Below are 11,970 nucleotides of genomic sequence, written 5' to 3'. Positions count from 1 at the left end.
GGGCGGGGCACAGAACCCCGCAGCAAGCCTGAGAGGAAAGCACCATGAGTCATTTACTGGATCAACTGCGGTTCTTCAATCGCAAGCAAGACGAGTTCTCCGAAGGTCACGGCGAGACCCGCAAGGAGTCCCGCGACTGGGAAAACGTCTACCGTTCGCGCTGGCAGTACGACAAGATCGTGCGCTCCACCCACGGGGTGAACTGCACCGGCTCGTGCTCGTGGAAGATCTACGTGAAGAACGGCCTGATCACCTGGGAAACCCAGCAGACCGACTACCCGCGCACCCGTAACGACCTGCCCAACCACGAGCCGCGCGGCTGCCCCCGTGGTGCCAGCTACAGCTGGTACATCTACAGCGCCAACCGCCTGAAATACCCGAAAATCCGCAAACCATTGCTCAAACTGTGGCGCGAGGCGCGCCTGACCCTGTCGCCGGTCGAGGCCTGGGCGAGCATTGTCGAGGACAAGGTCAAGGCCGACTCCTATAAAAGCAAGCGTGGCATGGGGGGCTTCATCCGTTCCAACTGGGATGAAGTCAACGAGATCATCGCTGCGTCCAACGTCTACACCATCAAGCAATACGGCCCGGACCGTATCGTCGGCTTCTCGCCGATCCCGGCCATGTCCATGGTCAGCTACGCCGCAGGTTCGCGTTACCTGTCGCTGATCGGCGGTGTGTGCCTGAGCTTCTATGACTGGTACTGCGACCTGCCGCCAGCCTCGCCGATGGTCTGGGGCGAACAGACCGACGTGCCGGAATCGGCCGACTGGTACAACTCCAACTACATCATTGCCTGGGGTTCCAACGTTCCGCAGACCCGTACCCCGGACGCGCACTTCTTCACCGAGGTGCGCTACAAGGGCACCAAGACCGTGGCGATCACGCCTGACTATTCGGAAGTGGCCAAGCTCACCGACCTGTGGCTCAACCCCAAGCAGGGCACCGACGCGGCACTGGCCCAGGCCTTCAACCATGTGATCTTCAAGGAATTTCACCTGGATAAACCGAGCGCCTACTTCACCGAATACGCCAAGCGCTATACCGACTTGCCGGTGCTGGTAATGCTCAAGCCGATGACCGGTTTTGCGCCGGGTGCAGGCTTCCAGCCGGACCGCTTCCTGCGCGCCTCGGACCTGGTCGACAACCTGGGCCAGGACAACAACCCGGAATGGAAAACCATCGCCCTCGACGAAAGCGGCGAGCTGGTTTCGCCACAAGGTTCCATCGGCTATCGCTGGGGCGAGAAGGGCAAGTGGAACATCCTGGCCAAAGAAGGCGGTGAAGGTCGCGAGATCGACCTGAAACTGAGCCTGATCGGCGATGACGTCGCCGAAGTGGCGTTCCCGTATTTTGCCGGTGAAGCCCACGACTACTTCCAGCACGTGGCCGGCGATGCCGTGCAATTTCGCCGGGTACCGGTACACAGCGTGACCCTGGCCGATGGCACGGTGGCCAAAGTGGCAACGGTGTTCGACCTGTCGGCGGCCAACCTGGCCATCGACCGTGGCCTGGGCGGCAACAACGTGGCCAAGGACTACAACGACGCCAGCGTACCGGGCACGCCAGCCTGGCAGGAGGCAATCACCGGGGTCAGCCGCGAGAAGGCCATCCAGATCGCCCGTGAGTTTGCCGACAACGCCGACAAGACCCGTGGCCGCTCGATGATCATCGTCGGCGCGGCGATGAACCACTGGTACCACATGGACATGAACTACCGCGGGCTGATCAATATGCTCATGCTCTGCGGTTGTGTCGGCCAGACCGGCGGCGGTTGGGCGCACTACGTGGGCCAGGAAAAACTGCGTCCGCAATGCGGCTGGCTGCCCCTGGCATTCGGCCTGGACTGGAACCGTCCGCCACGCCAGATGAACGGCACCAGCTTCTTCTACGGCCACAGCTCGCAATGGCGCCACGAGAAGATGAGCATGCACGACATCCTCTCGCCGCTGGCCGACAAGTCGCAGTTCCCGGAACACGCCCTGGACTACAACATCCGTGCCGAACGCGCCGGTTGGTTGCCCAGCGCGCCACAACTCAATACCAACCCGCTGCATATCTGCCGTGATGCGGCGGCTGCCGGTATGGACCCCAAAGACTACGTGGTCAAATCCTGGCAGGACGGCACCCTGCGCTTTGCCTGCGAGCAGCCGGACAGCCCGGTGAACTTCCCGCGCAACATGTTTATCTGGCGCTCCAACCTGCTCGGCTCGTCGGGCAAGGGCCACGAGTACATGCTCAAGTACCTGCTCGGCACCAAGAACGGGGTGATGAACGAAGACATCGGCCACAGCACCGAATGCAAGCCAACCGAGGCCGAATGGGTCGAAGACGGCGCCATCGGCAAGCTGGACCTGGTGACCACCCTGGACTTCCGCATGTCCTCGACTTGCGTGTATTCCGACATCGTCTTGCCGACCGCGACCTGGTACGAAAAAGACGACATGAACACCTCGGACATGCACCCGTTCATTCACCCGCTGTCGGCGGCGATTGATCCGGCGTGGGAATCGCGTTCGGACTGGGAAATCTACAAAGGCATCGCCAAGGCGTTCTCGGCCATGTCGGTCGGCCACCTGGGTGTGGAACAAGACCTGGTCACCGTGCCGTTGATGCATGACAGCGTGGGTGAACTGGCCCAGCCGTTTGGCGGCACTGACTGGAAAAGCGCCGGTGTGGCGCCGGTACCGGGCAAGAATGCGCCGAACATGGCGGTGGTGGAACGGGACTACCCGAACATCTACAAACAGTTCTCGTCCCTCGGCCCGATGCTGGAAAAACTCGGCAACGGCGGCAAGGGCATCAACTGGAACACCGATGAAGAAGTGCAGTTCCTCGGTGAACTCAACCACCACGAAGGCGACGCGGGCATCAGCCACGGCCGGCCAAAAATCGACACGGCGATTGACGCGGCCGAGGTGATTCTGTCCCTGGCTCCGGAAACCAACGGCAAGGTCGCCTTGAAAGCCTGGGCGGCGCTGTCGGAATTCACCGGCATCGACCACAGCCACCTGGCGATTTCCAAGGCCCACGAAGCAATCCGCTTCCGCGATATCCAGGCACAGCCGCGCAAGATCATCTCCAGTCCCACCTGGTCGGGCCTCGAAGACGAACACGTGAGCTACAACGCCGGCTACACCAACGTCCATGAAAACATCCCATGGCGCACCATCACCGGTCGCCAGCAGTTCTACCAGGATCACCCGTGGATGCAGGCGTTCGGCGAGCAGTTGATGAGCTACCGGCCACCGGTCAACACCCGCACCATCGAAGGCGTGAAGGGCAAGCGCAGCAATGGCGAGACCGAGATCGTCCTGAACTGGATCACGCCGCATCAGAAATGGGGGATTCACAGCACTTACAGCGACAACCTGCTGATGCTCACCTTAAGCCGTGGCGGCCCGATTGTGTGGCTCTCGGAAATCGACGCCAAGCGCGCCGGGATCGAGGACAACGACTGGATCGAATGCTTCAACGTCAACGGCGCGCTGACCGCCCGTGCGGTGGTCAGCCAGCGGGTCAAGGAAGGCATGGTGATGATGTACCACGCCCAGGAACGCATCGTGAACGTACCGGGTTCGGAAACCACCAAGACCCGCGGCGGCCACCACAACTCGGTCACCCGTGTGGTGCTCAAGCCGACCCATATGATCGGCGGCTATGCCCAGCAGGCCTACGGTTTCAACTATTACGGCACGGTCGGCTGCAACCGCGATGAATTCGTGGTGGTGCGCAAGATGGTCAAGGTCGATTGGCTCGATGGCTCCAGCGGTGATGATCTGCCGCGTCCATTGCCGACCGATATCGAGGAGAACTGAGATGAAGATCCGCTCACAAATCGGCATGGTCCTGAACCTGGACAAATGCATCGGCTGCCACACCTGCTCGATCACCTGCAAAAACGTGTGGACCAGCCGTGAAGGCATGGAATACGCCTGGTTCAACAACGTCGAATCCAAGCCCGGGATCGGCTACCCGAAAGAATGGGAAAACCAGGACAAGTGGAAGGGCGGCTGGATCCGCAACGCCAACGGCTCGATCAACCCACGCATCGGCGGCAAGTTCCGCGTGTTGGCGAACATCTTCGCCAACCCCGACCTGCCGAGCCTGGACGACTACTACGAACCGTTCGACTTCGATTACCAGCACCTGCACACCGCGCCTTTGGGCGAGCACCAACCGACCGCGCGGCCGCGCTCGGTGGTGTCCGGCAAGCGCATGGAAAAAATCGAGTGGGGCCCCAACTGGGAGGAAATCCTCGGCACCGAGTTCGCCAAGCGCCGCAAGGACAAGAACTTCGACCAGATCCAGGCCGACATTTATGGCGAGTACGAAAACACCTTCATGATGTACCTGCCGCGCCTGTGCGAGCACTGCCTGAACCCGGCGTGCGCGGCGTCGTGCCCCAGCGGCGCGATCTACAAGCGTGAAGAAGACGGCATCGTGCTGATCGACCAGGAAAAATGCCGTGGCTGGCGCATGTGCATCAGCGGCTGCCCGTACAAGAAAATCTACTTCAACTGGAAGAGCGGCAAGTCCGAGAAGTGCATCTTCTGCTACCCACGGATCGAAGCTGGCATGCCTACCGTTTGCGCAGAAACCTGCGTCGGGCGTATCCGCTACCTCGGCGTGCTGCTGTATGACGCCGACCGCATCAGCGAAGTGGCCAGCACCGCCAACGAGCACGACCTGTACGAGAAGCAGCTGGAAATCTTCCTCGACCCGAACGACCCGGCGGTGATCCGCCAGGCCCTGGCCGATGGTGTACCGCAGTCGGTGATCGACTCGGCCCAGCGTTCGCCGGTGTACAAAATGGCCGTGGACTGGAAGCTCGCGCTGCCGCTGCACCCGGAATACCGCACCTTGCCGATGGTCTGGTACGTGCCGCCACTCTCGCCGATCCAGAACGCGGCCGCCGCTGGCACCGTGGGCATGAACGGGGTGATCCCGGATGTCGACAGCCTGCGTATCCCCCTGCGTTACCTGGCCAATATGCTCACCGCCGGTGACGAAAAACCGGTCAAGCGTGCCCTGAAACGCCTGCTGGCCATGCGCGCTTTCAAGCGTTCGCAGCAAGTGGATGGGGTTGAAGACCTGCAAGTGCTGGCCGACGTGGACCTGAGCGTGGCCCAGGTGGAAGAGATGTACCGCTACCTGGCGATTGCCAACTACGAAGACCGTTTTGTGGTGCCCAGCGCCCACCGTGAAGACGCGATGAGCGATGCGTTTGCCGAGCGTTCCGGCTGTGGTTTCAGCTTCGGCAGCGGCTGCAGTGGCAGCTCCGACACCAATATGTTCGGCGCCAAAAAGGCTAACCGCCGCGACGTGTTGAAAACCGTCCAGATCTGGGAGGACTGAGCCATGCGCATTCTTAAAGTGATCTCGTTGCTGCTGGACTATCCCACCCAAATCCTGGTCGACGGCCATGATGAGCTGGAAAAGGCGATTATCGAATCGCGGGAAATCAGCCCCAAGCAGCGCGGTGCGCTGTTTGAGCTGCTCGAACTGATCTGCAGCAATGACCTGATGGACGGCCAGGAGCACTACGGCGCGCTGTTTGGCCGTGGCCGCTCGCTGTCGCTGCTGTTGTTCGAACACGTGCATGGCGAGTCGCGGGACCGTGGCCAGGCCATGGTCGACATGATGGCCCAGTACCAGGAAGCCGGGTTTGCCATCGGCGTCAAGGAGCTGCCGGACTACATCCCGCTGTACCTGGAGTTCTTGTCCACCCGCGAAGACATTGAGGCCCGCGAGGGCCTGGCGGATGTGGCGCACTTGCTGGCCCTGCTGGCGGCGCGCCTGGACGAGCGTGAAAGCGCTTACGCCAGTTGCTTCCGTGCGCTGTTGCAGATCAGCGGCGCCGAGCCGCACCAGGCCATCGCCGAGTTGCGTGCCCAGGTCGCCGCTGAAGTCCGCGACGACTCCCTCGAAGCCCTGGACAAGGTCTGGGAAGAGGAGGCCGTGGACTTTATGCAGGCCGAGCAGCAGGACCGTTGCAGCTCGATGCCCAGCGCACCGGGCAAGGCCCGCGAAGAAAGTGCGGTGCCCTTGCACTGGGTGGATTTTCAGCACGAAGGGCTGGCCGCTGTGCCAGCCAAGGAGGTGGGTAATGTCTAAGTGGAATTTGTTGGTATTTGGCGTGTATCCGTATGTCGCCCTGGCCATTTGCCTGTTGGGCAGTTGGGCGCGGTTTGACCTGTCCCAGTACACCTGGAAGGCCGGCTCCAGCCAGATGCTCAGTAACCGTGGCATGCGCGTGGCGAGCAACTTCTTCCATATCGGTGTGCTGTTCGTGCTGGCCGGGCATTTTGTCGGTCTGCTGACCCCGGCGTCGATCTACCACCATGTGATCAGCACTGAGCACAAGCAACTGCTGGCGATGGTTTCCGGTGGTTTCTTCGGCCTGCTGTGCCTGGTGGGCCTGCTGATGCTGGTCAAGCGCCGCCTCACCGATCCACGGGTACGGGCCACGTCGAGCCCGTCGGACATCTTGATCCTGCTGGTGTTGCTGGCGCAGCTGGTGCTGGGCTTGCTGACCATCGTCGCCTCCACCGGGCATATGGACGGTTCGGTGATGGTGATGCTCGCGGACTGGGCGCAGAACGTCGTGCTGCTGCGACCTGTGGAAGCGGCCGCCGCGATTGCCCCGGTGAGTCTGATCTACAAGTTGCACGTGGCGCTGGGTTTGACCCTGTTTGTGCTGTTCCCGTTTACCCGTCTGGTGCATATGGTCAGCGCACCGATCTGGTACCTGGGGCGTCGTTATCAAATCGTGCGGCAGAAGTGAGGAGAACGTCATGACTACAGGATGCGGATGTGGTGGCGGCGGTGCAGGCGGTGGCGGTTGCAGTTCTTCGGCCAAGGCTGTGGACGTTGTGGTACCCGAAGTCGAGGTGGCGGTTGAGCCGCAACTGATCGCCAGTAGCGAGCAGGAATGGCCGATTGTCAGCGTCAACGGGGTGGTGATCACCCCGGAAAACATGGCCCAGGAGTTGCAATATCACCCGGCTGAAAGCCGCGAGGAGGCGGTCTTCCTCGCTGCCCGCGCGCTGGTGATCCGTGAGCTGTTGCAGCAGCGGATTCGCGAGTTGGGTGTGCAACTGGAAGTCGGCGCCGGCGAGAACGAAGAGGAGGCGGCGACCCGCCTGTTGCTGGAGCGCGAAGTCCAGGTGCCGGACTGCGACGAGGCCACTTGTGTGCGCTACTTCGAGAGCAATCGCGGGCGCTTTCACAGCGCGCCGTTGCTGGCGGTGCGCCACATCCTGCTGGAGTGCGCGCCGGATGATGCTGAGGCGCGTCATCAGGCCCATGCCCAGGCCGAGGTGCTGTTGCAGAGCCTGGAAGAGTCGCCCGGCAGCTTTGCCGAGCTGGCGCTGCAGTATTCGGCGTGCCCCTCCAAGGCCCAGGGCGGCTCCCTGGGGCAGGTCAGCAAAGGCCAGACCGTGCCGGAGCTGGAGCGCCAGTTGTTCACCCTGGCCCCGGGCCTGGCCGGCAAACCCCTGGAAAGCCGCTACGGCTGGCATGTGATCTGCGTCGATCAACGCATCGAAGGCCAGGCGCTGCCATACGAGGCGGTGGCCACGGCGATCCGCACCCAGTTGCAGCAAGGGGTATGGCAGAAGGCACTGGTGCAATACCTGCAAACCCTGATTAGCGCGGCCGATGTGCGTGGCATCGCGTTGCAGGGCGCCGACTCGCCGTTGGTGCAGTGACATGAGCCTGGTGGATGGTGTGGGCCGTTCCATTGACTACCTGCGGTTGTCGGTGACCGATCGTTGTGATTTGCGCTGTGTGTATTGCATGGCGAAAAACATGACGTTCCTGCCGCGCCAGCAGGTCCTGACCCTGGAGGAGCTGCAACGGCTGGCGACGGTGTTCGTCAGCCAGGGTGTGCGCAAGATCCGCCTGACGGGGGGCGAACCGCTGATCCGTCCAGGCATTGTCGAACTGTGCCGCCATATCGCCGCGTTGCCCGGCCTGCGTGAGCTGGTGATGACCAGCAACGGCACGCAACTGGGGCGCCTGGCCCGGCCGCTGGTAGAGGCTGGGGTCAAGCGTATGAATATCAGCCTCGACAGCCTCGACCCCGAGCGCTTTCGCGCGATTACCCGCAACGGCGACCTGCGCCAGGTGCTGGACGGCATCGAGGCGGCGCGGGACGCGGGGTTCGAGCGGGTCAAGCTCAACTGCGTGGTAATGAAGGGGCGCAATTTCGATGAAGTCCCGGCGCTGGTGCAGTACGCCATCGACCAGGGCATTGATATCAGCTTTATCGAAGAGATGCCGCTGGGCGATGTAGGGCGCTCGCGGGGCGAATCCTTTTGCTCCAGCGAACAGGTGAGGGCGGTGATCGCCGAGCATCATGGCTTACTCGACAGCACCGAAAACAGCGGCGGCCCGGCGCGCTACGTGCGCCTGGCCCGCCATCCGCGCACGCGCATCGGCTTTATCTCGCCCAACTCCCATAACTTCTGCGCCAGCTGCAACCGGGTGCGGATGACGGTGGAAGGGCAGTTGCTGTTGTGCCTGGGGCAGGACAATGCGGTGGATTTTCGGGCGTTGGTACGCCGCTATCCGCTGGATGACCGGCCGTTGGTGGAAGCGCTGCACAAGGCGTTGCGGGGCAAGCCATTGCGCCATGATTTCACCGGGCAGGGCGAGGTGCAGGTGGTGCGGTTTATGAATATGAGTGGGGGGTGAGGCTGGCCAACGGTAGTTCCCATTGTTTTGTATCAAGGGCATTCCGCTGGCCCGCGTGGCTTTTTTCGGTCGTTACCATTGCCGGTTTCTACAACGAGCACTATCGAAAAGGAGTTAGGTATGAATCGACCCCCTGACGGACTCACCGCACCACCTGAGGGATATGGCGACTGGTTGAAAGAACTGAAAAGCCGCATCCACTCTGCCCAACTGCGTGCATCTCTGGCGGTAAACCGTGAGTTGGTGCTGCTGTACTGGCAGATTGGCCAGGACATATTGACCCGACAGGCGCAGCAGGGATGGGGAGCAAAAGTCATCGAGCGTCTGGCGCGGGATTTGCGTTCAGCTTTTCCTGATATGAAAGGTTTTTCGCCACGCAACCTCAAGTACATGCGCGCATTTGCCGAGGCTTGGCCTGATGCTCAGTTTGTGCAACAGGCTGCTGCACAATTGCCGTGGGGTCATAATTTGGTCCTGCTGGATAAACTGCCTGGGCCCGAAACCCGTCGCTGGTACGCCGCCCAAGCCATTGAACACAACTGGTCACGCAACATTCTGGTCATGCAGATCGAGACCCGTTTGCTCGAGCGTAGTGGCAATGCTGTCAGCAACTTCGAAACCCTGCTGCCCAAGCCCCAGTCGGACTTGGCCCGCGAGTCGCTGAAAGATCCTTACCGTTTCGACTTTCTGGGACTGACCCTGGACGCGCAGGAGCGCGAGATCGAAAGCGCACTGATCAGGCATGTGACCGACTTTCTACTGGAGCTGGGGGCAGGCTTTGCCTTTGTCGGCAAGCAGGTGCTGCTGGATGTGGGCGGCGAAGAGTTCTTCCTCGACCTGCTGTTTTATCACCTGAAACTGCGCTGTTACGTCGCGATCGAGCTCAAGGCGGGCAAGTTCAAACCAGAACATCTGGGGCAGTTGGGTTTTTACCTCGCTGCGGTGGACGCCCAACTCAAGCACCCACAAGACAGCCCCACCATTGGCCTGCTGCTGTGCAAAAGCAAAAACAAGATAGTGGCTGAATACGCTTTGCGTGACAGCGCTCGCCCCATCGGGGTGGCGGAGTACCAGTTGGTCGACTCCCTCCCGGCAGAACTCCAAATCAGCTTGCCCAGCATTGAACAGATTGAACGTGAACTGGCCGGTGACGATACGTCTTCGCAAACTTGACCCTGGTCAATTGCAACCCGCCATTCACTGCGTACCATCACTGCATCTTGTGTTTATGCGAACTATTAAATCTATATGTAGTGTTTGGAGCCCCCAATGCAGATCACCTCAAGCCCGCTGGTCAGTACCCGCCTACACAAGCGCGATGGCACCCAGGTCGCCTTTGACGCCGAAAAAATCCGCCAGGCGATGATCGCCGCCGGTAACGCCACCGGCGAGTATCAGGAGGCCGAGGTCGATCTGTTGTTGGGGGCGGTGCTCGCCAGGTTGCGCGGGATCGCCCGGCTGGATGTGGAGCAGATCCAGGACAGCGTCGAGCGGGTGTTGATGGATGCCGGGTACTTTATGGCGATGCGCGCCTATATCGTCTACCGCGAGCAGCACGGGCGCCTGCGCCGGGATCGCAAGACCCTCGTGGAGGTCGCCACCTCGATGAACGAGTACCTCGACCGCGAGGACTGGCGCGTGCAGGCCAATGCCAACCAAGGCTATTCCCTGGGTGGGCTGGTGCTTAATGTGTCGGGCAAGGTCACGGCCAATTACTGGCTGGACGAGGTCTACAGCCAGGAGATCGGCCAGGCCCACCGTGAGGCGGACTTGCATATCCACGACCTGGACATGCTCGCGGGATACTGCGCCGGCTGGTCCCTGCGCACGCTGCTGCACGAAGGCCTCAATGGCGTGCCTGGCCGTGTCGAAGCCGGGCCACCCAAGCATCTGGGCAGCGCCCTGGGGCAGATGGTCAACTTCCTCGGCACCCTGCAGAACGAGTGGGCCGGCGCCCAGGCATTCAGTTCGTTCGACACCTACCTGGCGCCCTTTGTGCGCAAGGACCAACTGACGTTCCCCGAGATCCGCCAGGCGGTGCAGGAATTCATCTACAACCTCAACGTGCCGTCGCGCTGGGGCACCCAGACACCGTTTACCAACCTCACATTCGACTGGGTCTGCCCGGAAGACCTGCGCGAGCAGATCCCGATTATCGGCGGCGAAGAAATGCCGTTTGCCTACGGCGATCTGCAAGTGGAAATGGAGCTGATCAACCGCGCCTATATCGAAGTGATGCAGGCGGGCGACGCCAAGGGCCGGGTGTTTACCTTCCCGATCCCGACTTACAACATTACCCATGACTTCCCGTGGGACAGCGAAAACGCTGACCGCCTGTTCGAGATGACCGCGCGCTACGGCCTGCCGTACTTCCAGAACTTCCTCAACTCCGATATGCAGCCCAACCAGGTGCGCTCGATGTGCTGCCGCCTGCAACTGGACGTGCGCGAGTTGCTCAAGCGTGGCGGCGGGTTGTTTGGCTCGGCGGAACAGACCGGTTCATTGGGGGTGGTGACGATCAACTGCGCGCGCCTGGGCTACCTGTTCAAGGGCGATACCAGTGGCCTGCTGCAACGCCTGGACCACTTGATGGAACTGGCGATGGAGAGCCTGGAGGTCAAGCGCAAAGTGATCCAGCACCATATGGACGCCGGCTTGTATCCCTATACCAAGCGCTACCTGGGCACCTTGCGCAATCACTTCTCGACCATTGGCCTGAACGGCATGCACGAGATGCTGCGTAATTTCACCGGCGACGAGGAGGGCACCCATACCGCCCGTGGCCGCGAGTTTGCGCTGCAGGTGCTGGACCATGTGCGCGCCACGTTGCTGCGCTTCCAGGAAGACACCGGCCACCTGTACAACCTGGAAGCCACACCGGCCGAAGGCACTACCTACCGGTTTGCCAAGGAAGACCTCAAGCGCTACCCCGACATTCTCCAGGCCGGCAGCCTTGATGCGCCGTACTACACCAACTCCTCACAACTGCCGGTGGGCTTTACCGAAGACCCCTTCGAAGCCCTGGAGCTGCAAGACGAACTGCAATGCAAATACACCGGCGGCACCGTGTTGCACCTGTACATGGCCGAGCAGATTTCCTCGGCCCAGGCCTGCAAGCAACTGGTGCGCAAGGCCCTGGGACGCTTCCGTCTGCCATACCTGACAGTAACCCCCACGTTCTCCATCTGCCCGGTGCACGGCTACCTGGCGGGCGAACACGAGTTCTGCCCCAAGTGCGACGAAGCCCTGGGCCTGCCCCATTAATCAGTG

The 11,970-nt window shown here is 61.5% G+C and carries 8 protein-coding genes; all 8 read left to right on the top strand.

Annotated elements, in window-relative coordinates:
- Nucleotides 1–44 precede the first annotated feature (44 nt).
- The 8 genes from HBR94_RS03290 to HBR94_RS03255 all read left to right on the top strand — a co-directional run bounded on the left by HBR94_RS03290 (nucleotide 45) and on the right by HBR94_RS03255 (nucleotide 11,964).
- Entirely contained in the window at nucleotides 45–3,818 is a 3,774-nt protein-coding gene (locus tag HBR94_RS03290) for a nitrate reductase subunit alpha (RefSeq protein ID WP_057959378.1), read from the top strand.
- Nucleotide 3,819: 1 nt separating this feature from the next.
- Nucleotides 3,820–5,358, top strand: coding sequence for a nitrate reductase subunit beta (narH, locus tag HBR94_RS03285; RefSeq protein ID WP_029291316.1), 1,539 nt, complete (start codon nucleotides 3,820–3,822; stop codon nucleotides 5,356–5,358).
- Between the two features lie 3 nt (nucleotides 5,359–5,361).
- The gene (gene narJ / locus HBR94_RS03280) at nucleotides 5,362–6,117 is read left to right on the top strand and encodes a nitrate reductase molybdenum cofactor assembly chaperone (RefSeq protein ID WP_057436843.1); all 756 of its coding nucleotides are present in this window, start codon (nucleotides 5,362–5,364) and stop codon (nucleotides 6,115–6,117) included.
- Complete coding sequence (narI, locus tag HBR94_RS03275; RefSeq protein ID WP_057436841.1) at nucleotides 6,110–6,787, top strand: respiratory nitrate reductase subunit gamma; 678 nt, start codon at nucleotides 6,110–6,112, stop codon at nucleotides 6,785–6,787. The genes narJ and narI overlap by 8 nt, the downstream gene beginning before the upstream one ends.
- A gap of 10 nt (nucleotides 6,788–6,797) precedes the next feature.
- Nucleotides 6,798–7,712: a peptidylprolyl isomerase gene (locus HBR94_RS03270; protein ID WP_115128330.1), complete on the top strand. Its 915-nt coding sequence runs from the start codon at nucleotides 6,798–6,800 to the stop codon at nucleotides 7,710–7,712.
- 1 nt (nucleotide 7,713) lies between these two features.
- On the top strand, nucleotides 7,714–8,700 hold the full coding sequence (gene moaA / locus HBR94_RS03265) for a GTP 3',8-cyclase MoaA (RefSeq protein ID WP_057959380.1): 987 nt from the start codon (nucleotides 7,714–7,716) through the stop codon (nucleotides 8,698–8,700).
- A gap of 120 nt (nucleotides 8,701–8,820) precedes the next feature.
- On the top strand, nucleotides 8,821–9,873 hold the full coding sequence (locus HBR94_RS03260; protein WP_170044140.1) for a PDDEXK nuclease domain-containing protein: 1,053 nt from the start codon (nucleotides 8,821–8,823) through the stop codon (nucleotides 9,871–9,873).
- Nucleotides 9,874–9,969: 96 nt separating this feature from the next.
- Nucleotides 9,970–11,964: a ribonucleoside triphosphate reductase gene (locus tag HBR94_RS03255; protein ID WP_057436835.1), complete on the top strand. Its 1,995-nt coding sequence runs from the start codon at nucleotides 9,970–9,972 to the stop codon at nucleotides 11,962–11,964.
- Nucleotides 11,965–11,970: the final 6 nt, after the last annotated feature.

It is taken from the genome of Pseudomonas sp. WS 5412, from assembly GCF_012985615.1.
GTDB lineage: Bacteria > Pseudomonadota > Gammaproteobacteria > Pseudomonadales > Pseudomonadaceae > Aquipseudomonas > Aquipseudomonas shahriarae.
This window is presented reverse-complemented; position numbering and strand designations above follow the sequence as displayed.

Coding starts and splice junctions, on each gene's coding strand:
- narH (WP_029291316.1), top strand. CDS start 3,820: ATGAAGATCCGCTCACAAATCGGCATGGTCCTGAACCTGGACAAATGC.
- HBR94_RS03290 (WP_057959378.1), top strand. CDS start 45: ATGAGTCATTTACTGGATCAACTGCGGTTCTTCAATCGCAAGCAAGAC.
- HBR94_RS03270 (WP_115128330.1), top strand. CDS start 6,798: ATGACTACAGGATGCGGATGTGGTGGCGGCGGTGCAGGCGGTGGCGGT.
- moaA (WP_057959380.1), top strand. CDS start 7,714: ATGAGCCTGGTGGATGGTGTGGGCCGTTCCATTGACTACCTGCGGTTG.
- narJ (WP_057436843.1), top strand. CDS start 5,362: ATGCGCATTCTTAAAGTGATCTCGTTGCTGCTGGACTATCCCACCCAA.
- HBR94_RS03255 (WP_057436835.1), top strand. CDS start 9,970: ATGCAGATCACCTCAAGCCCGCTGGTCAGTACCCGCCTACACAAGCGC.
- HBR94_RS03260 (WP_170044140.1), top strand. CDS start 8,821: ATGAATCGACCCCCTGACGGACTCACCGCACCACCTGAGGGATATGGC.
- narI (WP_057436841.1), top strand. CDS start 6,110: ATGTCTAAGTGGAATTTGTTGGTATTTGGCGTGTATCCGTATGTCGCC.